Origin of the sequence: Nocardioides terrigena, assembly GCF_003047265.1 — a bacterium.
GTDB classification, from domain to species: Bacteria; Actinomycetota; Actinomycetes; order Propionibacteriales; family Nocardioidaceae; genus Nocardioides; species Nocardioides terrigena.
In genome coordinates this window covers 69,830-92,723 of sequence record NZ_PZYY01000006.1, presented here as the reverse complement: position 1 = coordinate 92,723, position 22,894 = coordinate 69,830, and the positions used below count along the sequence as shown (strand labels likewise).

20 protein-coding genes are annotated in these 22,894 nt (G+C 72.9%); 9 read left to right on the top strand and 11 right to left on the bottom strand.

Going from position 1 to position 22,894, the window contains the following annotated elements; translation table 11 throughout:
- The first annotated feature begins 108 nt into the window (after window positions 1-108).
- Window positions 109-2,145: a PhoX family protein gene (locus DAE25_RS14170; protein ID WP_107766818.1), complete on the top strand. Its 2,037-nt coding sequence runs from the start codon at window positions 109-111 to the stop codon at window positions 2,143-2,145.
- A 42-nt stretch (window positions 2,146-2,187) separates the two neighbouring features.
- Here DAE25_RS14170 and DAE25_RS14165 read toward each other — a convergent pair whose 3' ends face one another.
- The 7 genes from DAE25_RS14165 to DAE25_RS14135 all read right to left on the bottom strand — a co-directional run bounded on the left by DAE25_RS14165 (window position 2,188) and on the right by DAE25_RS14135 (window position 10,847).
- Window positions 2,188-2,931, bottom strand: coding sequence for a hypothetical protein (locus DAE25_RS14165; RefSeq protein ID WP_107766817.1), 744 nt, complete (start codon window positions 2,929-2,931; stop codon window positions 2,188-2,190).
- On the bottom strand, window positions 2,928-3,566 hold the full coding sequence (locus DAE25_RS14160) for a SatD family protein (protein WP_107766816.1): 639 nt from the start codon (window positions 3,564-3,566) through the stop codon (window positions 2,928-2,930). Before DAE25_RS14160 ends, DAE25_RS14165 begins: the two co-directional genes overlap by 4 nt.
- Window positions 3,567-3,659: 93 nt before the next feature.
- Window positions 3,660-6,623, bottom strand: coding sequence for a bifunctional [glutamine synthetase] adenylyltransferase/[glutamine synthetase]-adenylyl-L-tyrosine phosphorylase (locus DAE25_RS14155; protein WP_107766815.1), 2,964 nt, complete (start codon window positions 6,621-6,623; stop codon window positions 3,660-3,662).
- A complete protein-coding gene (locus DAE25_RS14150) occupies window positions 6,620-7,348 on the bottom strand; it encodes a type 1 glutamine amidotransferase (protein WP_107766814.1) in 729 nt (242 codons plus the stop codon). Before DAE25_RS14150 ends, DAE25_RS14155 begins: the two co-directional genes overlap by 4 nt.
- Window positions 7,345-8,688 (bottom strand): type I glutamate--ammonia ligase, encoded by a 1,344-nt coding sequence (glnA, locus tag DAE25_RS14145; RefSeq protein WP_056889101.1) that lies wholly within the window; start codon window positions 8,686-8,688, stop codon window positions 7,345-7,347. Before glnA ends, DAE25_RS14150 begins: the two co-directional genes overlap by 4 nt.
- 29 nt (window positions 8,689-8,717) lie before the next feature.
- Entirely contained in the window at window positions 8,718-10,313 is a 1,596-nt protein-coding gene (locus DAE25_RS14140; protein WP_107766813.1) for an alpha/beta fold hydrolase, read from the bottom strand.
- Window positions 10,314-10,400: 87 nt separating this feature from the next.
- Window positions 10,401-10,847 carry a hypothetical protein gene (locus DAE25_RS14135; RefSeq protein WP_159083735.1) on the bottom strand — a complete coding sequence of 149 codons (447 nt, stop codon included), beginning with the start codon at window positions 10,845-10,847 and terminating at the stop codon, window positions 10,401-10,403.
- A gap of 32 nt (window positions 10,848-10,879) precedes the next feature.
- Between DAE25_RS14135 and DAE25_RS14130 the strand changes: the two genes are divergently transcribed.
- Both DAE25_RS14130 and DAE25_RS14125 read left to right on the top strand, forming a co-directional pair.
- A complete protein-coding gene (locus DAE25_RS14130) occupies window positions 10,880-11,566 on the top strand; it encodes a response regulator transcription factor (RefSeq protein ID WP_056889103.1) in 687 nt (228 codons plus the stop codon).
- A 1-nt stretch (window position 11,567) separates the two neighbouring features.
- Entirely contained in the window at window positions 11,568-12,878 is a 1,311-nt protein-coding gene (locus tag DAE25_RS14125) for a sensor histidine kinase (protein ID WP_107766811.1), read from the top strand.
- Between the two features lie 11 nt (window positions 12,879-12,889).
- Here the strand turns inward: DAE25_RS14125 and DAE25_RS14120 are convergent, their stop codons facing one another.
- The 4 genes from DAE25_RS14120 to DAE25_RS14105 form a co-directional block, all read right to left on the bottom strand.
- The gene (locus DAE25_RS14120) at window positions 12,890-13,291 is read right to left on the bottom strand and encodes a hypothetical protein (protein ID WP_107766810.1); all 402 of its coding nucleotides are present in this window, start codon (window positions 13,289-13,291) and stop codon (window positions 12,890-12,892) included.
- Window positions 13,292-13,323: 32 nt separating this feature from the next.
- Window positions 13,324-13,701, bottom strand: coding sequence for a hypothetical protein (locus DAE25_RS14115; protein WP_107766809.1), 378 nt, complete (start codon window positions 13,699-13,701; stop codon window positions 13,324-13,326).
- Between the two features lie 104 nt (window positions 13,702-13,805).
- Window positions 13,806-15,842 carry an NAD(+) synthase gene (locus tag DAE25_RS14110; RefSeq protein ID WP_107766808.1) on the bottom strand — a complete coding sequence of 679 codons (2,037 nt, stop codon included), beginning with the start codon at window positions 15,840-15,842 and terminating at the stop codon, window positions 13,806-13,808.
- Between the two features lie 22 nt (window positions 15,843-15,864).
- Window positions 15,865-17,610, bottom strand: a complete 1,746-nt coding sequence (locus tag DAE25_RS14105; RefSeq protein WP_107766807.1) for a glycosyltransferase family 2 protein — start codon at window positions 17,608-17,610, stop codon at window positions 15,865-15,867.
- Window positions 17,611-17,730: 120 nt separating this feature from the next.
- Between DAE25_RS14105 and DAE25_RS14100 the strand changes: the two genes are divergently transcribed.
- The 6 genes from DAE25_RS14100 (at window position 17,731) to panB (ending at window position 22,890) form a co-directional block, all read left to right on the top strand.
- Window positions 17,731-18,612, top strand: coding sequence for a GNAT family N-acetyltransferase (locus DAE25_RS14100; protein WP_107766806.1), 882 nt, complete (start codon window positions 17,731-17,733; stop codon window positions 18,610-18,612).
- Window positions 18,613-18,675: 63 nt separating this feature from the next.
- Window positions 18,676-19,209 (top strand): hypothetical protein, encoded by a 534-nt coding sequence (locus tag DAE25_RS14095; protein ID WP_107766805.1) that lies wholly within the window; start codon window positions 18,676-18,678, stop codon window positions 19,207-19,209.
- Window positions 19,206-19,535 (top strand): hypothetical protein, encoded by a 330-nt coding sequence (locus tag DAE25_RS14090; protein ID WP_107766804.1) that lies wholly within the window; start codon window positions 19,206-19,208, stop codon window positions 19,533-19,535. Before DAE25_RS14095 ends, DAE25_RS14090 begins: the two co-directional genes overlap by 4 nt.
- Window positions 19,532-21,397, top strand: a complete 1,866-nt coding sequence (locus tag DAE25_RS14085; protein WP_107766803.1) for an alpha/beta hydrolase — start codon at window positions 19,532-19,534, stop codon at window positions 21,395-21,397. The genes DAE25_RS14090 and DAE25_RS14085 overlap by 4 nt, the downstream gene beginning before the upstream one ends.
- A gap of 17 nt (window positions 21,398-21,414) precedes the next feature.
- Complete coding sequence (locus DAE25_RS14080) at window positions 21,415-21,933, top strand: hypothetical protein (protein WP_159083734.1); 519 nt, start codon at window positions 21,415-21,417, stop codon at window positions 21,931-21,933.
- A 108-nt stretch (window positions 21,934-22,041) separates the two neighbouring features.
- The gene (gene panB / locus DAE25_RS14075) at window positions 22,042-22,890 is read left to right on the top strand and encodes a 3-methyl-2-oxobutanoate hydroxymethyltransferase (protein WP_107766801.1); all 849 of its coding nucleotides are present in this window, start codon (window positions 22,042-22,044) and stop codon (window positions 22,888-22,890) included.
- Window positions 22,891-22,894: the final 4 nt, after the last annotated feature.

Sequence of the window (22,894 nt, the reverse complement as noted above, 5' to 3'; positions counted from 1 at the left end):
TGGAATCAGCCGCTGTTCACGTGGAGGTCACCGTCCGGCCAGCCGGCACCGGTTGGGTCGGGTCAGCAGTCACCACCCACCACGGACCCAGCTCTCCAGGAGTGCTCGATGACCCTCAGTCCCGCTCGACCCGACGGCACCCGCGCCCTGCTGCCGATGCTCGGCCACACGCACGGCACTCGCAGCGCCGTCACCTGTCACCTGCGGTGCGGCGACGCGTGCTTCAAGGAGGTGCCGAACACGACGGAGACCACCTACTTCCGCGACGTGGCCGCCACGGCGCTGTCGCGTCGTACGGTCCTCGGCGCCGCGGCCGTCGGTGCCGCCACCGTCGCCTTCGCCCCGCAGACCTCGGGGCGCGCCACCGCCGCCCCGCTCGTGACCGCCCCCGGCAAGGCTCCGCGCCCGACCGGGCTGACCTTCGACGCCATCGGCCCGGTCGCCACGACGGTCGACGACGTGACGGTGCCGGGCGGCTACCGCTGGGACCCGATCATCCGCTGGGGCGACCCGGTCACGGCGAGGGCGCCGGAGTTCGACCAGGACGACCAGGACCACCGGGCGCAGGCCCAGCAGTTCGGCTACAACTGCGACTACCTCGACATCATCGTGACCGACCGCAAGGGCACCCGAGCACTGCTGGTGGCCAACCACGAGTACACCAACGAGGCCATCATGTTCCCGCCGACCATGTCGGCGGAGGAGAAGGTCCGCACCGCGTGGGCCGCGCACGGCATGTCGGTCGTCGAGCTGCGTCGCCGGCACGCGGGCGAGCCGTGGCGCTACGAGCGCACCGGTCGCCTCAACCGCCGGATCACCCTGGACACCGTCTTCACCGTCGACGGCCCGGCCGCCGGCTCGCCGCTGCTGCAGACCGCGCAGGACCCGACCGGCACCCGCGTCCGCGGCACCTTGAACAACTGCGCCGGCGGTACCACCCCGTGGGGCACGATCCTGTCCGGCGAGGAGAACTTCAACCAGTACTTCCTCGCCGCCGGCACCTCGGCGGAGGAGAAGCGCTACGGGCTGGGGGCGCAGGACGCCCGCGGCTGGCGCGCGTTCGACGATCGCTGGGACGCGACCAGGAACCCGAACGAGCCGAACCGCTTCGGCTGGATCGTCGAGGTCGACCCCGAGGACCCCCGCTCGACCCCGGTCAAGCACACCGCGATGGGCCGCTTCAAGCACGAGGGCGCCAACGTGATCGTCAACCGGGACGGCAAGGTCGTGGCCTACATGGGCGACGACGAGCGCTTCGACTACGTCTACCGCTTCGTCTCCCGCGACACCTACCGCCCCGGCGGGTCGAAGCGGGACCGCGCCCACAACAAGACCCTGCTGTCGCACGGCGACCTGTCGGTGGCCCGCTTCACCGGCGACGGCCTCGACGACGGTGTCAGCGACGGCACCGGCGAGTGGCTGCCGCTCACCGTCGGCGGCGAGTCCGTCGTGCCCGGCATGACCACCGAGCAGGTGCTCGTCTACACGCGCCTGGCCGCCGACACGGTCCAGCCCACCAAGATGGACCGGCCGGAGGACGTCGAGCCCAACTACGTCAACGGGTTCGTCTACGTCGCGTGCACCAACAACACCGACCGCGGCAAGGTCGGCAAGGAGGGCCCGACCGAGCCCAACCCGCGCAATGCCAACAAGGACGGCCACGTCGTCGAGATGATGCCGACCGGTGGTGACCACACGGCGCCGACCTTCGCCTGGAACCTCTTCCTCATCTGCGGCGACGAGGCCTCCGCGGGTCGCTACTTCGGCGGGTACACCGGACCCGTGTCGCCGATCTCCTGCCCCGACAACGTCGCCTTCGACTCGGTCGGCAACCTCTGGGTCTCCACCGACGGCCAGCCCAGCGCGATCAAGAAGTCCGACGGTCTCTTCAAGGTGCCGGTCGCCGGTCCCGAGCGCGGCCGCGTGCAGCAGTTCCTCGCGGTCCCCACCGGGGCCGAGACCTGCGGGCCGGTGGTCCACGACCGCGACGACTCGGTCTTCGTGGCCGTGCAGCACCCCGGCGAGGACGGCTCGTGGGAGGCCCAGCAGTCCTACTTCCCCGACTTCGTGGGCGCCGGCGGCACCCCGCGTCGCGGCCAGTTCGCCGGGCCGCGACCGACGGTCGTGCAGGTCACCCGCCGCTGACGCGGTCCCCCGACGGCACCGACGGTCGCGCTGGGCCCACGCTCACACGCTGAGCAGCACGAGTGAGCCCAGCGCGACCAGCCAGCTGATGAAGCTGCCGACGAGGAAGTACTCCGTCAGCTGGTGGATGCGCTCCTGCTCGCCCCGCGAGGACAGCTCCGGGAAGCGCAGCAGCCCCTTGGCCGCGACCACGATGGACGCGGCCGTGATCTGGCCGGCCAGCGCGAGGGCCAGGATGAAGACGCGCTCCATGGGACCGAGCAGCCGGCCGCCCTTGAGACGGACGACGGACGGGTCGGCCTCGATCGAGCCGTGCTCGTCGGGGTCGGCCGTCCCGGTCGCCGCGAGAACCAGCCGGACGATGACGTTGCCGGTGCTGAGCTGCACGAGGAAGGCGCCGACGAGGAGCAGCGCCCGGTCGGGGTCGAGCGCCGCGAGGGCCGGCAGCCCGCTGCCCTCGAGCCACGCACCCCACGCTCCGCCCGCCTGCCCCGCAGCCCCGGAGAACAGCACGGCCGACGCGAGCCCGCCGCCGAGGACGAGCAGGGGCACCCACACCGGGATGCGGTGGGCGAAGCCGTGGGTCACGGTCTGGCCCCACGCGACGACGAGGCCGGCGATGACGACGAGCGCGAGCACGTCCAGCGGCTCGGTCAGGCCGGCCAGCAGCCCCACCAGGACCGCCACGACGGCTCCGGTGGCCTCGGGCACGATGCGCACCGGCCGCACCGAGTGCGTCAGGTCGGCCACGGCCCACCCGATCAGCAGGACCGCGATCCAGCTCATGGCATCCCCCTCGTCAGGTCGTGGGCGGCGATGATCGCCGCGAGCCCGTCGGCGCGCACCCGTTGGGAGACCGCGGACGGGCTGATCCCGAGCGCCTCGGCCAGGTCGCGTTGTGACTCTCCGACCAGCAGACCACGCAGCACCGACAACGATCGCTCCGACAGGCCGCCGACCAGGTGGTCGCGCAGCACCAGCGCCGCGTTGACCGCCGCCTCCTCGCTGCCCGGGACGGCGGCGTCGTGCGCAGCGACGTACGCCGTGCGCAGCGAGCGCTCCCCCGGGCGGCGTTCGGCGTCCTCGACCCGCCCGATCGCGGCCCGGGCCGCCCACCAGCCGGGGCCGTCCTCCACGCGTGGCTCCTCGCTGAGCACCTCGATGCTCCCCCGGCCGATCCCGTGCCGGACGTCGGCACCGGGCAGCATGGCCAGGCGCACCGTCAGCGAGGCGTGCAGCGCGTCGCCGAGGGACGCGAAGACGCCCTGGTACTCGTCACCGACCTGCATCCGGACCGGGGTGGGCGGGCGCAGCTCGGTGTTGACCCGGTCGAGCACCGCCGCGAAGGTGGCGTGCAGTCGCCGACGGTCGGTGCTGCCCCGCGACCCGATCAGGTCACCGATGAGCGTCGTCGCTGTCATGGCTTCACCTCGCTGAAAAGAAGGTTATCACTTCACTTATGCCTGAGTGAAGTGATGTCCTTCAGCGCTGGTACCGACGCGGGGGTGGTGCGCTCACTCCCAGAAGACCTTCTCGACGACCGCGTGCGCCCGCCGGGTGGTCCGCAGGTAGTCGTTGAGCATGAGGTCGGACGTGCCGGGCGCGTAGCCGAGCACCGCGGCCACCGCGGCCCGCTCGCGGGCGTCGCGGGGCAGCTGCTCGGCGGGCTTGCCGCGGACCAGGGTGACGGCGTTGCGCACCCGGCTCACCAGCCGCCACGACGCGGCGAGGGTGTCGGCGTCCTCGCGGTCGACGATCCCGGCCGCGACCGCCGCCTCGAGGGCCTCCAGCGTCTGCGGCGTCCGCAGCCCCTCGACCCGGCCGGCGTGCCGCATCTGGAGCAGCTGCACCGTCCACTCGACGTCCGCGAGCCCGCCGCGACCGAGCTTGAGGTGGGTGTGCGGGTCGGCCCCCCGCGGCAGCCGCTCGTCGTCGACGCGCGCCTTGATGCGGCGCACCTCGACGATGTCGTCCTCACTGATGCCGTCCTCGGGGAAGCGCAGCGGGTCGATGAGCGCGGTGAACCTCGCGCGCACGCCCTCGTCCCCCACCACCGCGTCGGCGCGCAGCAGGGCCTGGAACTCCCACACGTGCGACCACTTGGCGTAGTACGCGGCGTACGACTCGACGGTGCGCACCAGCGGCCCCTGCTTGCCCTCCGGGCGGAGGTCCGCGTCCACCTCCAGCGGCGGGTCGGTGGCGGGCATCGACAGGAGGCGGCGCAGCTCCCCGACGACGGCCTGGGCGTACGACGCCGCGACCTGCGCCTCCACGCCGGGCATCGGCTCGTGCACGAACATCACGTCGGCGTCGCTGCCGTAGGACAGCTCGAAGCCGCCGTACCGGCCCATCGCGACGACGGCCATCCGGGTCGGCGCCGCGTCCAGCGACCGCTGTCGGCGGACCGCCTCCATGGCCACCCGGAGGGTGGCCTCGAGGGTCGCGTCGGTCAGCCGCGACAGCCCCTTGCCGACCTCGGCGACGTCGATCTCCTCGAAGAGCTCGCCGCACGCGATCCGGAACAGCTCCCGGCGTCGTACGGCGCGCACCGCCCGCGCCGCGGCCTCGGGCTCGTCGTGCCGCCCGGCGATGGCGAGCATCTCGGTGGTGAGCACCTCGGCGGACAGCGGCGCCACCGACTCCCCCAGCATCCGCACGCCCTGCGGCTCGCGCTCGAGCAGGTCGGTGGCGTAGCGGGAGGTGCCGAGGACGACGGCGAGCCGCTGGGCGACCTGTCCCTCGTCGCGGAGCATCTTGAGGTACCACGGCGTGGTGCCGAGGCTCTCGCTGATCCGGCGGAAGCCGAAGAGGCCGGCGTCGGGGTCGGGGGCGTCGGCGAACCACTCGAGCATGACCGGCAGCAGCGTGCGCTGGATGTCGGAGGTCCGCGAGACCCCGCTGGTGAGCACCTCGAGGTGCCGCAGCGCGGCGCGCGGGTCGAGGTAGCCGAGCGCGGCCAACCGCTCCTGGGCGGCGTCCAGCGACAGCCGGGCGTCCTCACCGGGGAGCTTGGCGACGGCCGCGAGCAGCGGGCGGTAGAAGAGCTTCTCGTGCAGCCGGCGCACCTCGCGGCGGTGGTAGCGCCACTGCTTGTCGAGCTGCACGACGGGCTCGGAGTAGAGCCCCACGGAGCGACCGAGCCGGCGCAGCGAGGCCTCGTCGTCGGGCACGACGTGCGTGCGCCGCAGCTGGTACAGCTGGATGCGGTGCTCCAGGGTGCGCAGGAACGCGTAGGCCTCGTGTAACGCCTCCCCGTCCTCACGCCCGACGTAGCCGCCGGCGGTGAGCTGGGCCAGCGCGCTGAGGGTGGCCCCCGAGCGCAGGGTCTCGTCGGCGCGACCGTGCACGAGCTGGAGCAGCTGGACGGCGAACTCGACGTCGCGCAGCCCGCCGGAGCCGAGCTTGAGCTGCCGCCGGGCCTCGTGGGCGGGGATGTGGTCCACGACGCGGCGGCGCATGGCCTGCACGTCGGCGACGAAGCCGTCGCGCTCGGCCGCCGTCCAGACCATCGGCGCGATCATCTCGACGTACGCCGCACCCAGCGCGAGGTCCCCCGCGACCGGGCGGGCCTTGAGGAGAGCCTGGAACTCCCAGGTCTTGGCCCACTTCTCGTAGTAGCCGCGGTGGCTGGCCAGGGTCCGCACCAGCGGCCCGGACGAGCCCTCGGGGCGGAGGTTGGCGTCGACGGGCCAGATCGTGCCCTCGGCGGTGTGGTCGGAGCAGACCTGCATCAGGTGGGAGGCGAGCTGGGTGGCCGCGCGGAGCGCCTGCGACTCGTCGGCCCCGTCTGCCGGCTCGAAGACGTAGATCACGTCCACGTCGGAGACGTAGTTGAGCTCGTGGCCACCGCACTTGCCCATCGCGACGACGGCGAGCCGGGTCGTGGCCGCGAGCTCGCCCACGCGGGCCCGGGCCACGGCCAGGGCGGCCTCGAGGGTGCCGGCGGCCAGGTCGGCGATCTCCGCCGCCGCGTCGTCGACGGAGAGGTGGTGGGCCAGGTCGCGCGAGGCCAGGCGGAGCAGGATCCGGCGGTACTCCACGCGCAACGCGTCGACCGCCTGGGCGTCCGGCAGGCCGGCGACGGGGGCCGGGTCGTGCGGGTCGGCGCCGACGGCCCGCAGCAGCGCCTCGCGCACGGCGTACGCCGCGGGGCGGGTGGTGCCGAGCGTCGGGTCGGTGAGCTCGCGCCAGTGCTCGGGGTGGCGGGCGAGGTGCGACGACAGGGCGGCACTGGCGCCGAGGACCGCGCACAGCCGCATCGCGGTGCCCTCGTCGTCGGCGACCTCGGTCAGCATCGCCTCCCGGTCCTCGACCTCGTCGGCCAGCCGGAGCAGCCCGGCGAGGGAGGCGTCGGGGTCGGCGCTGGCCGCCAGGTGGGTGCGCAGGGCGATCCCGGCGTCGCCGAGTCGCGCGATCCCGGCCAGCGCGGCCGCTCCGTCCTGGAAGCCGAGGCGGACCAGCTTGCCGGAGGTGGTCATGGCCGCTCCCCCGCGATCGCGGCGAAGCTGTGGGCCAGCGGCCGCCACGCGGCGTCCAGCTCGGCGCGGGCGGCGTCCACCTCCGCGAGCACGGCGTCCTGGTCGAGGCCGCGCTCGAGGTGGTCGGCGCGGTCGCTCTCGGCCCACGCCTGCACGATGGCCCCGTCCGCCTCGGGGTGGAGCTGGACCCCCCACACGCCGGGTGCGAAGCGGGCCACCTGGAGCTCGCCGGCCGCCGACTCCGCGAGCACGACGGTGCCGTCGGGGGCCCGGGTGACGACGTCGTTGTTCCACTGGATGCCCCGCGTCCCGGTGAGGCCGGAGGTGAGCGGGTCGTCGGCACGCGCCGGGGTCCAGCCGGTCGCCAGGACCCCGACGGCCTGACCGAGCGGGTTGCGCCGCACCTCGCCGCCGAGGGCGACCGCGATCAGCTGGTGGCCGAGGCAGATCCCCAGCGTCGGCAGGCCGGCGGCGGCCGCCTCCCGGACGAGGTCCTTGAGCGGCGCGAGCCAAGGCACGGTGGCGTCGTCGTTGGCGCCCATCTCGCCGCCCAGCACGACCAGCCCGTCGTACGACGCGAGCGCGGGCAGGGCGTCGCCGGCCCACGGCCGGCAGACGTCGAGCACCGCCCCGGCCTCCTCGAGCCACCCGCCGACGAGGGCGGGCGGGCAGGAGGCCTGGTGCTCGACGACGAGCAGGCGCGGGCCTGCAGGCTGCTCGTTCACAGCACCGGCAGCATCATGTCCCGCTCGTAGGCGGAGACCTGGGTGCGGTACTCCTCCCACTCCGCACGCTTGTTGCGCAGGAAGAAGTCGTAGACGTGCTCGCCGAGGGTCTCGGCCAGCAGCTCGGAGTCCTCGGCGATGCCGATCGCGTCGTACAGGCTCTTGGGGAGCGGCTGGATGCCCAGCGCCTTGCGCTCGCGCTCGGTGAGCGACCAGACGTCGTCCTCGGCCTCGCGGGGCAGCTCGTAGCCCTCCTCGATGCCCTTCATGCCGGCCGCCAGGGTGACCGCGAAGGCGAGGTAGGGGTTGCAGGCCGCGTCGATGGTGCGCAGCTCGATGCGGGTCGACTGGCCCTTGTTGGGCTTGTACATCGGCACCCGGATCATCGCGGAGCGGTTGTTGTGGCCCCAGCAGATGTACGACGGCGCCTCACCGCCGCCGAGCAGCCGCTTGTAGGAGTTGACCCACTGGTTGGTGACGCAGCTGATCTCGTTGGCGTGGCGCAGGATGCCGGCGATGAACTGGCGCCCGGTCCGGGACAGCTGGTACTCCGCGCCGGCCTCGAAGAACGCGTTGCGGTCGCCCTCGAAGAGGCTGACGTGCGTGTGCATGCCCGAGCCCGGGTGGGTGGTGAAGGGCTTGGGCATGAAGGAGGCCCAGATGCCCTGGCTCAGCGCCACCTCGCGCACCACGGTCCGGAAGGTCATGATGTTGTCGGCGGTGCTCAGCGCGTCGGCGTACCGCAGGTCGATCTCCTGCTGGCCGGGACCGCCCTCGTGGTGGCTGAACTCGACCGAGATGCCCATCGCCTCGAGCATCGAGATGGCCTCGCGACGGAAGTCCGAGCCCCGCGACTGCGCGGTGTGGTCGAAGTAACCGCTGCGGTCGACCGGGATCGGGTCGGCACCGGCGACCGGGGAGTCCTTGAAGAGGTAGAACTCGATCTCGGGGTGCGTGTAGAAGGTGAACCCCTTGTCGGCCGCGACGCCCAGCGTGCGCTTGAGGACGTGTCGCGGGTCGGCGTACGACGGGCTGCCGTCGGGCATCGAGATGTCGCAGAACATCCGCGCCGTCGCGGGGCCGTCGCCGCCGCCGCGCCACGGCAGGATCTGGAACGTCGACGGGTCGGGCTTGGCGAGCATGTCGGCCTCGTAGACGCGGGCGAAGCCCTCGATGGCGGAGCCGTCGAAGCCGATGCCCTCGTCGAAGGCGCCCTCGAGCTCGGCCGGGGCGACCGACACGGACTTGAGGAAGCCCAGCACGTCGGTGAACCACAGCCGGACGAACCGGACGTCACGCTCCTCGAGAGCGCGGAGTACGAAGTCTTCTTGCTTGCCCATGCGGGCAACTATGGCGCATCGGGCGAGCGCTACCCGACGGGGACCACCGGGCGCGCTAGCGGCGTGAACCCCCCGTCCCGGTCGGGGAGTCCGACCGGGGGCGCGGGGACGGGGCGGCAGCGGACGTCGGCGCGAGCACCCGACCGACGCGCCGGCAGTCGGCCGGTCGCGAGGTAGCGGGCGATGCGGTCGTCGACGCACGCGACGCCGCTGAGGCTGCCCGCGTGGGTGGAGCCCCCGACACCCTCGATCAGCACCGCGCCGGTGAAGCGGCGACGGAGCTCGCGGGCGCCGGCGATCGGGGTGGCGCCGTCGAAGGTCTCGTTGACGAGCAACGCCTCCCGGTCCGACGTGGCGATCTCGACGGCCGCGGCGGCCGGCGGTGCCGGCCAGGTGCGGCACGGGGCGTTGAACCAGCCGTTGGGCCACGTCAGGAACGGGTGCCGGCGGTCCTGCCGCTCGTTGTCGGCGAGCAGCGTGGCCAGGTCGGTCGGCCACGGGGCGTCGGTGCAGATGGTCGCGAGGTACGTCGCGTAGCCGTTGTCGCTGCCCGCGGTCGCGGGGTTGGCCGAGACGTAGGCCCGGCGGGCCTGCCGGGCGGTGCCCCGGGTGGTGATCTCGGAGAGGGCCGATGCCACGTCCGGCCACAGGAACCTGGCGTAGCCGGCGCCCAGCACGACGTCGGCGAGGTCGGCGGCACCGACCCCGCTGACGGGCCTGCGGGCCAGCCGCCGCAGCAGCCGGTAGTAGGTCCTCTCCACGCGGGCCGCCGTCCGGCCGAGCCGCACGTCCGCGTGCCCGCGGGCGGCCCAGCGCCAGAAGCCGCCCATGGACTTCTCGAAGGCGACGTTCTGGGCCGCGTTGGCGGCGTACCAGATGTCGCGGGGGTCGACGACGCCGTCGAGGACGAGCCTGTCGATCCGCTCGGGGTGCAGGGTGGCGTAGACCTGCGCGATGTAGGTGCCGTAGGAGAAGCCGTAGAAGCTGACCTCGTCGACCCCGAGGGCCTCGCGCAGGACCTCGAAGTCGGCCACCGTGTCGGTCGTCCTGAGGTGCGGCAGCAACGCCGCAGCGGCGGCCGTGCCGCAGTCGGCGGCGTACGCCTCGCTCCTCGACACCCAGGCGTCGACGATCGCGTCGGTCGAGGGCTCGTAGGGCGGGCGGGTGCCGATCTTGCCGATCCGGCGGTCGCAGGTGAGCGCCGGCCGGCTCTCGCCGACGCCGCGCGGGTCCATCCCGATCCAGTCGTAGGTGCGCCCGACCCCGCGGGGCACGAACTGTCCGTAGCCGGCGAGGTAGGTGCCGCTGCCGCCCGGGCCGCCGGGGTTGGTGAACATCACGCCGCGGTCCTTCGGGCCGCGGTGCCGGACCCGCGAGACGGCCAGCTCGATGGTCGGTCCGGTCGGGTCCGCGTGGTCCAGCGGGACGGTGAGCATCGCGCACCTCGCCCCGGACGCCCGGAGGAAGCCGTCACGGCAGCGTCCCCAGTCGATGGAGGGGGCGGCGGCCTGTGACCTCGCCGGTGCGGTCCGGGCCGTCGTGGGCGCGGCCGTCGCGCCCGGCGCACCGAGCAGGGCGGCTCCCAGGGCGAGCGTCACTCCGGCGGCCAGGATGCGTGCGGACATGGGGCTCCCCCGTCGACTCCGGGCACCGGTCGCGCCCATCCGCATCGTGGCACCCGGTCCTGCTCCAGGCCACCCCTCCGCTGGGGGCTATTCGGCCAGCGTGCTGCGCTCGACCTCGCTGACCGTCGGCTCCCCGAGGTTGCAGAAGACCTCGATCTCGATGGAGCGGTCCCCCTTGGCGAAGACTGCGTCGATGTCGTCGTCGGGCCTCGTCTCGAAGCTGATGGTGCGCCAGCCCTGCACCTCGTCGGGGCGCACGTCGAGGCCGATCGCGAAGGCGCCCTGGCAGGCGACGTCGATCTCGCCGAACTCCTCGGTGAACGTCCGCTCGACCATCGGGGCGGCGGGGTCGGGGCTGGCCCTACCCTCGCGCAGGTCGTTGCGGGCGGCCTCGTTGCCGAGCGGCCCGCGGTCGCTCAGCGTGGCTCCCACCCGGGTCACCGCGACGACGCCCACGGTCACGGCCACCGCCGCGACGACGATCCAGACGGCCACCAGGCCGGCCGGTCGCGCCCACGCCCGTCGACTGCTCACGCGTCCAGTGTGCCGCCCGCTAGGTTCGTGGCGTGGCGCAGGTGCTGATCATCGAGGACGACCCCCGCATCCGGCCCCTGCTCATGGCGTCGCTGGGCGAGCTGGGGTACGCCGTCGCGTCGGCGTCCACGGGCATGTCCGGGCTGTCGATGGCGGTCGACACCCGCCCCGACCTGGTCATCCTCGACCTCGGCCTCCCCGACGTCGACGGGACCCAGGTGCTGGCCATGCTGCGGGCCGTGAGCGACGTGCCGGTCATCGTGGCCAGCGCCCGCGACGACGACCCGTCGCTGATCGGCTGCCTGGACGCCGGGGCCGACGACTACGTCGTCAAGCCCTACACGACCGCCCAGCTGGAGGCCCGGATCCGCGCCGTGATGCGGCGTACGTCGACGACCGGCGAGCGCCCCCGCGCCACCGTCGTGGGGGGCCTGAGCCTCGACGTGCTCGCCCGCACGGCCACCCTCGACGGCCGGCTGCTCGACCTGAGCCCCCGCGAGTTCGACCTGCTCGCCCGGCTGGCCGAGAGCGCCGGCGACGTGGTGAGCAAGAAGGAGCTGCTCGTCGACGTCTGGCACCAGGCGTGGGGCGGGTCGGACAAGACGGTGGACGTGCACCTGTCCTGGCTGCGGCGCAAGCTCGGCGAGTCCGCCGCGGAGCCGCGCTACCTCCACACCGTGCGCGGGGTCGGCGTACGCCTGTCCCCTCCCGGGACCTGACGTGCGGCGCAGCCTGATCCTCACCGTGGCAGCGGCCGTCGCGATGGTGCTGCTCGCGATGCTGGTGCCGATGGCGATCCTGCTGCGCGACTACGCGCTGGAGGACCGGCTGGCCAGCGCGGCGCTCGAGGTGCAGGCCACCGAGTCGGTGGTGTCCGGGGCGGGCGACGACGACGGCGACGTGTCGGTCTACCTCGAGCGGATCAACGCCGACTCGGAGACCCTCACCACCGTGCTCTACCCCGGCAACCGTCAGGACATCGGCCCGCAGCCGGGCGAGGACGACCGGGTGCTCCAGGCGCGCCAGACCGGGCAGGCGCGGGTCGACGACGTCGACGGTGGCGCGCAGATCCTGGTCCCGGTCTCGCTCGGCGGGTCCTCGGGGGGTCCCGCGACCACGCCGGTGATCCGGGTGTTCGTGCCCGAGCCGGGCCTGACGTCCGGACCGACCACCCTGGCCTACCTCGTGCTGGCCGGCCTCGGCCTGGTGCTGCTGCTGGGCGCCCTGCTCATCGCCGACCGGGTGGGGCGGTCGTTCGTCCAGCCGATCGGTGGGCTGGCGACCTGGGCGCAGACGCTGGGCGATCGTCGTACGCCGCCTCCCGCGGCCTCGGGACCACGCGAGGTCCGCGACCTCGGCGAGGTCCTCCAGCGCCTCGTCGGCCGCATCGAGCTCTTGCTGGAGCGCGAGCGCGAGGCCGTCTCCGACCTCTCGCACCGGCTCCGTACGCCGATCACCGCGCTGCGCCTGCGCATCGAGGCACTGCCGGCCGACGAGGAGCGCGCCCGGCTCTCCGACGACCTCGACCGGCTCCAGGTGATGGTCGACCACGTGGTGAGCGAGGCCCGTCGCTCCGAGCGCGAGGGCCTGGTCGCAGGCACGCCCGCGCTGGCCCTCCTGGCCGACCGGGCCGCGTTCTGGGTGCCGCTGGCCGAGGACCAGGGCCGCGACTTCACGGTGTCGGTGCCGGAGGGGCCGGAGGTCCCGGTGCACGCCAGCGAGCCCGACCTGGTGGCACTGGTCGACGTGCTCCTCGACAACGTCTTCACCCACACCCCCGAGGGCGCGGGCGTCGCGGTGACGGTGGTGCGGCGGGACGGCGGCGGGCTGGTGCTCACCGTCGACGACGCCGGGCCGGGCTTCCCGGCCGGCGTGGACGTCGTGCGCCGCGGCGAGAGCGGTGCCGACTCCACGGGCCTCGGGCTCGCCATCGCGCAGCAGACCGCCACCGAGTCCGGTGGCGGCCTGTCCGTGGGTGCCTCGCCGACGGGCGGCGGGCGGGTGGCCGTGGAGCTGGGGCCACCCGCCTGAGGTCGTCCGGGTCAGCGGACCGTGACGCTCGACCCGCAGGTGGTGGTGCCGCCGACCTGCGTGGCCCGGAAGGCGAGCTTGTCCTTGCCGGCCGTGTTGCGGCGCCAGGTGTCGACGTCGACGTCTCCCTCGTCGTCGGCGGTGCGGGTGACCTTGAGGACCCGCTTGCCGTCGTGGCGCACGACGAAGGTCCAGCGCGAGTACGGCGCGACGCCCTCGAGGCCGGCGTCGACCTCGAAGCCGGCCTGCCCGGCGCGGCGCTCGCGGTCCACGCTGAGCTCGTAGCGGCCGGCACCGCAGGTGCCGTTGCGGTCGACGTCGGCGTGGGCCGGGGCGATCGCGGCGAGGGTGAGGGGCGCGGCGAGCAGGGCCGCGGTCCCGGCCAGGGCGGTGAGGCGGGTGCTGTTCTTCATGGCGTTCTCCTGGGGTGTGGGTCGGGTCGTGCTCAGGCGGCGAGGGTCGCCGTGCAGGTCTGGTCGCCCTGGGTGGCGGTCGCGGTGATCTCGCCGGTTGCGTCCTGGGGCAGGTAGGCGTCGACGTCGATCTCGGCGTCCTCGTCGGTGGTGCGGGTGCCCTCGACGAGCGCCTCGCCGTCGTGCTCGATGCGGACCTCCCACGTCTGTCCGGGCTCGTTGGCCTGGACCTCGAAGGACACCTCGGTGGTGTTGTCCTCGCGCTCGGTCTCGAGGGTGTACGACGCCCCGTCGCACGAGCCGGCCTGGCGGGCGCCGTCGTCGCCGGACTGCCACCAGACGAGGCCGCCCACGACGGTGACGACGACGAGGGCCATGACGGTGGCGATGACGATCTTGGTGCGGTTCACTGCGGTCTCCTTCGATTGGTACGACAGGAAGGAGACTCGTCGAGGGGTCGCTAAGCGCGAACCATGCGACCGTTAAGGCGGGGTTAAGGCTGCGGACCCCCGGGTCAGTGCGTGTCGGGGACGCGCTCGAGCTCGGCCAGCCAGGCCGCCGAGCTGGCGTCGCTGGGCATCCGCCAGTCGCCGCGGGGGCTCATCGTCCCGCCGGCGCTCACCTTGGGACCGTTGGGCAGCGCCGACCGCTTGAACTGGTTGGCGAAGAACCGTCGCACGAAGACCTCGAGCCAGTGCTTGACCGTGGGCAGGTCGTAGGCGACGTGGGCGTCCGCGGGGAAGCCGGGGGGCCACTCGCCGGTCGCCACCTCGCGCCACGCGTGCCACGCGAGGAAGGCGATCTTGCTGGGCCGGTAGCCGCGTCGTACGACGTGGAAGAGCGTGAAGTCCTGCAGGTTGTAGGGGCCGACCGAGTCCTCGGTGGCCTGCGGCTTGACGCCGTCCTCGACCGGGATGAGCTCGGGGGTGATCTCCTGGGTGAGGATCTCGCGGAGCACCTGGTTGGTGTCCTCGTCGAACTCCCCGTGCGAGATGACCCAGCGGATCAGGTGCTGCACGAGGGTCTTGGGCACGCCCGCGTTGACCGTGTAGTGCGACATCTGGTCGCCGACCCCGTAGGTGCACCACCCGAGCGCGAGCTCGCTGAGGTCACCGGTGCCGACGACGATGCCGCCGCGGTGGTTGGCGAGGCGGAAGAGGTAGTCGTAGCGCAGCCCGGCCTGGACGTTCTCGAAGGTGACGTCGTAGACCTTCTCGCCATCGGCGTAGGGGTGGCCCAGGTCCTCGAGCATCTGCTCGGCCGCCGGCCGGATGTCGATCTCCTCGAAGGTCACGCCCAGGGCGTTGCTCAGTCTCGTGGCGTAGGACTTGGTGGTCGCGCCGGTCGCGAAGCCGGGCATCGTGAAGGCGTGGATGTCGCTGCGCGGACGGCCGAGCCGGTCCATCGCCTTGGCAGCGACGATCAGCGCGTGCGTCGAGTCGAGACCACCGCTGACGCCGATGACGGCCTTGGGCGCACCGATCGCGACGATCCGCTGCTCGAGCCCGGAGACCTGGATGTTGTAGGCCTCGTAGCAGTCGAGCGCGAGCCGCTCGGGGTCGTCGGGCACGAACGGGAAGCGGTCGACCTTGCGCCGCAGCCCGATGTCGCCGCTCGGCGGCTCGAGGTCGAACTCGACGATCCGGAACTCGGTCTCCCCCGCACCGCGGCGGTTGTCGTCGAAGCTGCCCTGCCGCAGCCGCTCCTGCCGCAGCCGGTCGAGGTCGACGTCCGCCACGGTGTGCACCGCGCTCGCGGGGAACCGCTCCCCCTCGGCGAGCAGGTCGCCGCACTCGTAGACCATCGTCTGGCCGTCCCAGCTGAGGTCCGTCGTCGACTCGCCCTGGCCGGCGGCCGCATAGAGGTACGCCGCGGCGCAGCGCGCGCTGGCGCTGCGGACCAGCAGGCGTCGCTCCTCGGCGCGCCCGACGGTGATCGGGCTGCCGCTGAGGTTGGCCAGCACGGTCGCCCCGGCGAGCGCGGCCTCCGAGCTCGGCGGGATCGGGACCCACATGTCCTCGCAGATCTCGACGTGCAGGGCGAGCCCCTCGACGTCGCTGGCGCGGAACACCAGGTCGGGCCCGAAGGGGACCTCGTCGTCGTTGACCTCGATGTACTCACCGTAGGTGTCGTCGCCCGGCGCGAACCACCGGCGCTCGTAGAACTCGCGGTAGTTGGGCAGGTACGACTTCGGCGCGACGCCGAGGACCTCGCCGCGGTGGATGACCACGGCACAGTTGTAGACGCGGTTGCCACGGGCCAGCGGTGCACCGACCACGATGACGGGCAGCAGCTCGACGCTGGCCGACACGATGGCGTCGATCGCGCGTCGTACGCCGTCCAGCAGGGTGTCCTGCAGGAACAGGTCGTCGATCGAGTAGCCGCTCAGCCCCAGCTCCGGGAACACCGCGACCGCCACGTGCTCCTCGTGCGCCCGCCGCGCCTCCGCGATCACTCGCTCGGCGTTGGCCGCCGGGTCTGCGATCGCGACCGGCACGGTGATGGCCGCGACCCGCGCGAAGCCCTGGTCGTAGGCGGAGAAGAAGTCCACGCGGTCACTCTAGGGCGGCCCGTCACCCGCCCCTCCGCGCGGCGCGGGATCGAGTCCAGCCGCGGCGGGCGTCACGCCGCAGCGGCGGCAACAGCTGCAGCAGGCTGAGGACCACGAACACGAGCGTGTTGAACGCCACCCACAGGCTGAGCGCCTGGTACCAGTCCGTGAGCAGGACCGACGACGGCAGCAGGATGCCGAACGTGGTGAGGACCGGCAGCAGGGTCGCGGGATGCACCGTGGGACGGGGGACGTAGTTCCACCCCGCTCTGCGGCCGGTGACCATCTGGACGAACCCGGTCACGAAGCAGGCCTGGAGGTACGCGGCGTACGCGAGCTCGATGAGGACGGGCGCGGCCACCAGGCGGGCGCGCCATCCGACTGCCCACACGGTGACGAGACGTTCGACGAGGAACACCAGCCCGATCGCCACCCAGAAGGGCGACCAGCGGATGCTGTCCGCGGCCAGCAGCGAGATGGCCAGCAGCGCGAAGTAGGACCACAGGGCGATCACGCCGTAGCCCAGCATGAGCTGCTGGGTCCAGTACATCGCGGTGGCGCGCGTGAACCCGTAGGCGCCGATGTTCTCCAGTGCCCCACGGTGCCAACGCAGCCGCTGTCGCCACAGGTCGCGCCACCGGGTCATCACCTCGGTGGTGACCCGGCACCCGGGCGGTGAGGTCATCCGCGCGCCGAGAGACTTGAGGGCGAGCGTGAGCTCGTTGTCCTCGGTGAGCGCGAGGGTGTCGTAGACCTTGCCCGGCGGTCCCGGAATCAGCGTCCCTCGTGCCTGGGCGACCGCGGCGAGCGCGTAGCCGCGGATCACCGACGCCGTCCCGGTGAGCACGAAGACCCGGTCCAGTCGGCGAGCGACGATGCGTTGGTAGCGCCCGAACTCGTTGCGTTGGAGCTGACCCACCAGTCCGCCGCCGTCCTCGCCGAAGAAGAGCCCTCCCACGGCCATCAGGTCGGGGTCGTCCTCCAGCAGGCCGAGGGCGATGTCGAGGAACTCGGTGGAGATCGTGGAGTCGGCGTCCATCACCATGACGACGTCCCGTGCCTCCAGCCGGGACAGCAGGACAGCCAGCTGCTGGTTCAGGGCGCCGGCCTTCTTCTCGGTGTTGGCGACGGTCTCGACCACGTCGACGCCGTGAGCGAGGGCGACGTCCACGGTCCCGTCGCTGCAGTTGTCGGCGATCACCAGCACGCGGTCCGGACGCCTCGACTGGCTCGCGAGCGAGTCCAGGGTGCGGGCGAGGACCGCCTCCTCGTCGTGCGCGGGCACCAGGACCGTGCAGCGCAGGCGGGTCCCGGCTGGCAGGTCGTCCGCCCCGGCGACGAGTGCCACGGGCCAGGCCGGGGGGCGCTCGACTCCGAGCGCTCGCACCGCCACGGGGCCCAGGGTCCACCGACGGGCCAGCTTCAGCGGCGGGGGCAACGGGGGCGGCACCCGACGGTCCCGGTTGAGCACCTGCATGGCCGTGGCCGACTCCAACCCAGCCATGCCCACGAACGTGGCCCCGACGAGAGCGACGGCGGCCAGAAGCGCTGCCAGCCGGGGCGGACTGAACTCCACGTCGAGGGGCAGCAGGACGACGTCCGTCGAGTCCGCCGGACCCTCGGTCGTGGTCACGAGCCAGGCCGCCGTCCCCAGGAGTGCCAGCGCCAGTCCCAGGAGGCCCACCGTGATCCAGCCGAAGCGCGCCGCGCGCAGTCGCAGGCTCTCCACGTGCACGGCGCCCGTGTCCGAGGCCGCCGAGTCGTCCATGACCACTCATCCTGGGCGCGGGCCGACGGTTTCTCCTGGCCCAGATCGGGTGACTCCTGCGCTCCACTGCTCGGCGACCGGGCAAAGAACCCGGTTGACGCCCGTCCTAGCGTGCAAGGCATGGAGCTGAGCCCGTGCGTGACCGACGCCGACTACGAGGCCTGGCGCTCGGTCCGGATCGCGGTGCTGCCCTACGAGCGCTGCGAATCCGTCGAGGAGCTCCGCGCCCGCGAGTCATCCGACCGGCTGATGCTGGTCGCCCGCGAGGGCGACACGGTGGTCGGCTCGGGCATGGCGGACCGCGGCGAGTCCGCCGACTCGGGGGCGGCGGCGCCGCGGGTCCTGCCGGACCACCGTCGGCGAGGGATCGGCGAGGGGATCCTCCGTGCGCTGGCCGACCACTGCACGTCGCTCGGCCTGCCCCGCCTCCGCGCCAAGGTGGACGACGACGAGTCGCTCGCGTTCGCCCGCAGGTTCGGCTTCGTCGAGGTGGACCGGGAGGTCGAGCTGACCCGCAGTGTCGCCGGCGCCCCGTCGTCTCCCGCGCTGCCCGAGGGCGTGGAGGTCGTCACCAGCGCCGAGCGTCCCGGGCTGTGGGAGGCGTCGTACGACCGCTTCGGGCGCGAGGCCGTGGCCGGCTTCGCCGTCGACACCCCGCTCGACGTCACCCCCGAGCGGTGGGCGACGACCTGGCGGGGCGACCCGATGTTCCTGGCCGTGCACGACGGTGAGGTCATCGGCTGCGCGGGCCTGCTCCTCGACACCGACGAGCCCACGCGCGCCGAGAACGCGCTGACGGCCGTGCGCGGCGACTGGCGCGGGCGTGGCATCGCCGTCCACCTCAAGCTGCGCGCCCTGGAGTGGGCGGCGGCCCACGACGTCGACGAGGTCTACACGTGGACCCAGGACGGCAACGTCGCGATGCGCACCCTCAACGAGCGCCTCGGCTACACCACGAGCAGGACCAGCATCACCGTCTCGCGCGGACTCCCCCTCACCTGACCTGGCGTCCACAGATGCGCCCGCCGGGGTTTGAGCGGGATCCGCGGACGGAACAAGGACGTCATGGCTTCGCTCCCACCCGACCCGGCACTGACCGACCCGATGATGCGCGAGCTGCGCGAGCGCCACCCCGACGTCGACATCGTCCTGCTGCCCCCGGTGCCACCGCTCGACGAGCCCGTCGCGACCGCCGCCCAGTGCCACGCCCGCACCCGGCACGCCGACCGAGTCCTCGCCGCGCTCAGCGAGCGCCTCGACCGCGAGCCGACGACCCGGGCCGACTACTGGTGGGGCCAGGCCCACCCGGAGGTACGCCGCTGGGTCACCGCCGCCAGCTACGGCGACGTCGGCGACGAGGGCGCGGTCCCGCTCCTGCGCCGGCTGGCCAACACCCTGGTCCACCTCGGCTGGGAGCCCCGCCCCGCCGCCGACGGCAGCCCCCGGGTGCGCGGCGTGGCCGGTCCCTTCGAGCTCATCGCCGAGGCCACGACCGACGCCGTGTCGGTGCGGATCACGAGCGAGCCGCTGCACATCCCGGCCGACCTGCACGCCGAGGTCCAGGCCGGGACCCGGCCCGCGTCGGGGGCCGACGCATGAGCCTGCACGTCTATCTCGCCGCGCTGGCCCGCTCGGCCCAGGGCTGGGAGGACCAGGGCGAGGTCGTCCGGGGCGGCCGCAAGTCACTCGGCGAGGTCGACGCGTCCCTCCTCGGCAGCCGGGCCCAGCCCGCGGCCCAGGCGTTCATCGACACCTGGATGACGGAGATCAAGCGCCTCGAGGACGCCGCCGTCGATCACGGCGAGGCCCTGCGCGACGCGTCACTGCTCTTCCAGCAGTCCGACCAGGACGTCGTCGAGCGCAGCCAGCAGCTCATGACCTGGACCGACCGCAACGTCTCCCCGACCACGGGGGGTCTGGGATGACCACCATCATGGTGCCCGCCCACGTCTCCGCGATCGCGGAGATGGAGGCCACGTCCGCCGCATCCGCCGTCACCACGGGACTCCGCTCGACCGGCACGACCATGTCGGACGTCGCCGACTGGATGACCGCCCACGGCGCCCCCGACGACTGGACCGGTGACGCCGCCGAGGCCGCCGACCACGCCATGACCGGCTACGCCCGGGACACCGCCGCCGCCACGGCCGCCTTCACCCGGGTCGCCGCGGCCTGCGACCGCTACGTCGACCGCATCGTCGCGCTGACCACGGTCCGCGAGGGCCTGGTCTCCCGCCGCACCCGCCTCAACCAGGACATCGACGACCTGCACACCCGGATCGCGCAGTCCACGGCCGACGACGTCGCCGCGCTCGAGGCCCAGTCCCGGGCCCTCCAGGGCCGGGCCGACCGACTCGTCGACGACATCACCGCCCTGTGGGACGACGTCGAGGCCGCGGAGGACCGCCTCATCGAGGCCTTCCGGGCCGTCGACACCACGGGTGAGGGCGCCGATGCCGCCGACCGCGACACCACCGACGTCAGCGCGCTGCGCTCCGAGCTCACCGCCCTCGGCGGCGACCCGGACGCGATCAACGAGTGGTGGGAGGGGCTCACCCGGGCCGAGCAGGAGGCGCTGAAGATCAGCGACCCCGACCTCGTCGGCAACACCAACGGCATCCCGACCGGCGACCGCGACGAGGCCAACCGCACGTCGCTCGACCGCGACCTCGACCGCCTCACGGCCAAGCAGGAGGCCGGCGAGGACCTCACCCAGGCGGAGCAACGCCTGCTCGACCGGGCCCGAGCCGCCCAGACGTCCCTGGACATCCCGGCGGCCAACGGCCTGCCGGACGTCGACGGTGACGGCGTGGGCGATCCGGTCGACGTCAACCTGCTCGTCTACCAGCCCGGTGCCTTCGGCGGCGACGGCGCCGTGGCGGTCAGCTACGGCGACCCGGACACGGCCGACAACACCGCCGTCATCGTCCCCGGGATCACCAACGACGGCACCACCATCCCCGGCAACGCGGCCGACGCCTACACCCTCTACCAGCAGGCGATCCGCAACGGCGAGTCCGCCGCCACCATCGCGTGGATGGGCTACGACGCCCCCAGCTGGAACCCCGAGAACGCCCTCGACTGGCCGGGTGACGGACTCGACATGGGCAGCGTCGCCCGCGAGGACAAGGCGATCGAGGGCGGCGCCAGCCTCGCCGACTTCGTCGACGGGCTGCGCTCCACCGACGAGGGCGACCGGTCCCACCTGAGCGTCATCGGCCACAGCTACGGCTCCACGACGGCCGCCCACGCGGCCCACGACCACGGCCTCGACGCCGACTCGCTGACCCTCATCGGCAGTCCCGGCGCAGGCGGCAACGACGTCGACCACGCCAGCGACCTCGGGATGCCGGAGGGCAGGGTCTACGTCGGTGCCGCAGACAACGACTTCGTCACCTGGCTCGGCCGCGACGGCGACCTTGGCATGGGACGCGACCCGGCCCAGGAGGACTTCGGGGCCACCGTCTTCCCGGTGGCCCCCGGCGAGGAGTTCCACGCCGACGACCTCGGCCAGGGGGTCGACAACCACACGTCCTACTTCGACCCGAGCACCAACCAGCAGTCCCTCGACAACCTGTCCGCCATCGTCCGCGGCGACGAGCCCGAGGTGACGACCGGTCGCACCCAGGACGCCAACGACATGGCCCTCGACTGGGTCAAGGACGAGGTCGTCCACCAGGTGGAGAAGGAGATCGAGGAGGGACGCCAGGAGATCGAGGACATCTACGACGGTGGCCGGGACTGGGTCGGCGACCGCGTCGACGACTTCTCGGACCTGTGGCCATGACGCCTAGGGTGGCGGCCATGACGCGCATCGTGCTCGGGCTGGTCGTCGTCCTCCTCCTCGCGGCCTGCACCTCCGACGGCGGCTCCGACTTGGACGGCTCGGGAGACGGTCCCGACGCCCGGACCGTGAAGGCCGAGATGGACGCCGAGGCCGAGGCCGTCCTGCCCGATCTCGTCGGCAGGCTCGGGGGGCAGTTCAACGGCATGCAGGCGACGTTCCTCGAGCGCGGCGGCTTCGGCATCTGGGACTACACCGCCAGCGGTTCCCTCGTGAAGCCGTCGGGCACCATGACCGAGTCACTGGCGGCCGTCGAGGGCGTCCTCGAGGAGCACGGCTACGCGGTCGAGACCGACGACGCCCAGAGGCGCGTGACCGGCACCAAGGGCAACGTGACGGTCATCGCCCAGGCCTCGCTGCTCACCGCCGAGAAGAAGGGGTCGGGACTCAACGTCAGGATCGGGGTCAGCGGCATCCAGGACGGCGACGACTTCGCCGAGAGCGCACCCGCTGAGGACTACCTCGCCTTCGTGCAGTGACCACCCGCGTGACCGGCGCCACAGCGCCACCAGCGCGCAGCCGCACTAGCCTGACTGGTGGTCCGTGGACTCCATCGGGGAGCTGCGAGATGTCACGAGGAGAGCACCATGAGCGAAGAGACGGCGCCGTACGGCTCCGGAGCCCCGCAGGCGGCGGCCCCGGTCAAGAAGGTCCGCACCCATCACCTGCGTGAGATGAAGGAGCGTGGCGACAAGATCACCATGCTCACGGCGTACGACATGTACACCGCCGCCACCTTCGACGAGGCCGGCATCGACCTCCTGCTCGTCGGTGACTCCGCCTCCAACAACGTCTACGGCAACGAGACCTCGCTGCCCGTCACCGTCGACGAGCTCCTCCCGCTCACCCGGGCCGTCGCCCGCAGCGTCAGCCGCGCCATGGTCGTCGGCGACCTGCCGTTCGGCAGCTACCAGGCCAGCCCCGAGCAGGGCTACCTCACCGCCGTCCGCTTCATGAAGGAGGCGGGCGCCCACGCCGTCAAGCTCGAGGGCGGCGCCGAGATGGCGCCGGTCATCGAGAAGTGCACCCGCGGCGGCATCCCCGTGATGGCGCACATCGGCTTCACGCCGCAGAGCGAGCACACCCTCGGCGGCTACCGCGTCCAGGGCCGCGGCGACGCCGGCGACCGGGTCCTCGCCGACGCCCGCGCCGTCCAGGACGCCGGCGCGTTCGCCGTCGTCATGGAGATGGTGCCCGGCGACGTCGCCGAGCAGATCAGCAAGGAGCTGGTCATCCCCACCATCGGCATCGGTGCCGGCAACGGCTGCGACGGCCAGGTCCTCGTCTGGCAGGACGCGTTCGGCCTGCGCACCGGTCGGATGGCCCGCTTCGTCAAGCAGTACGCCGACGTCCACTCCGTGCTGCTCGACGCGGCGCGCGCGTACGCCGACGACGTCCGGGGCGGCACCTTTCCCGGGCCGGAGCACACCTTCTGACGGG

Bases quoted from the DNA above. Each gene is read 5' to 3' on its own strand.
- DAE25_RS14170 (WP_107766818.1), top strand. From the start codon at position 109: ATGACCCTCAGTCCCGCTCGACCCGACGGCACCCGCGCCCTGCTGCCG.
- DAE25_RS14165 (WP_107766817.1), bottom strand. From the start codon at position 2,931: ATGAGCTGGATCGCGGTCCTGCTGATCGGGTGGGCCGTGGCCGACCTG.
- DAE25_RS14160 (WP_107766816.1), bottom strand. From the start codon at position 3,566: ATGACAGCGACGACGCTCATCGGTGACCTGATCGGGTCGCGGGGCAGC.
- DAE25_RS14155 (WP_107766815.1), bottom strand. From the start codon at position 6,623: ATGACCACCTCCGGCAAGCTGGTCCGCCTCGGCTTCCAGGACGGAGCG.
- glnA (WP_056889101.1), bottom strand. From the start codon at position 8,688: ATGGGCAAGCAAGAAGACTTCGTACTCCGCGCTCTCGAGGAGCGTGAC.
- DAE25_RS14140 (WP_107766813.1), bottom strand. From the start codon at position 10,313: ATGTCCGCACGCATCCTGGCCGCCGGAGTGACGCTCGCCCTGGGAGCC.
- DAE25_RS14120 (WP_107766810.1), bottom strand. From the start codon at position 13,291: ATGAAGAACAGCACCCGCCTCACCGCCCTGGCCGGGACCGCGGCCCTG.
- DAE25_RS14105 (WP_107766807.1), bottom strand. From the start codon at position 17,610: ATGGACGACTCGGCGGCCTCGGACACGGGCGCCGTGCACGTGGAGAGC.
- DAE25_RS14100 (WP_107766806.1), top strand. From the start codon at position 17,731: ATGGAGCTGAGCCCGTGCGTGACCGACGCCGACTACGAGGCCTGGCGC.
- DAE25_RS14095 (WP_107766805.1), top strand. From the start codon at position 18,676: ATGGCTTCGCTCCCACCCGACCCGGCACTGACCGACCCGATGATGCGC.
- DAE25_RS14090 (WP_107766804.1), top strand. From the start codon at position 19,206: ATGAGCCTGCACGTCTATCTCGCCGCGCTGGCCCGCTCGGCCCAGGGC.
- DAE25_RS14085 (WP_107766803.1), top strand. From the start codon at position 19,532: ATGACCACCATCATGGTGCCCGCCCACGTCTCCGCGATCGCGGAGATG.
- DAE25_RS14080 (WP_159083734.1), top strand. From the start codon at position 21,415: ATGACGCGCATCGTGCTCGGGCTGGTCGTCGTCCTCCTCCTCGCGGCC.
- panB (WP_107766801.1), top strand. From the start codon at position 22,042: ATGAGCGAAGAGACGGCGCCGTACGGCTCCGGAGCCCCGCAGGCGGCG.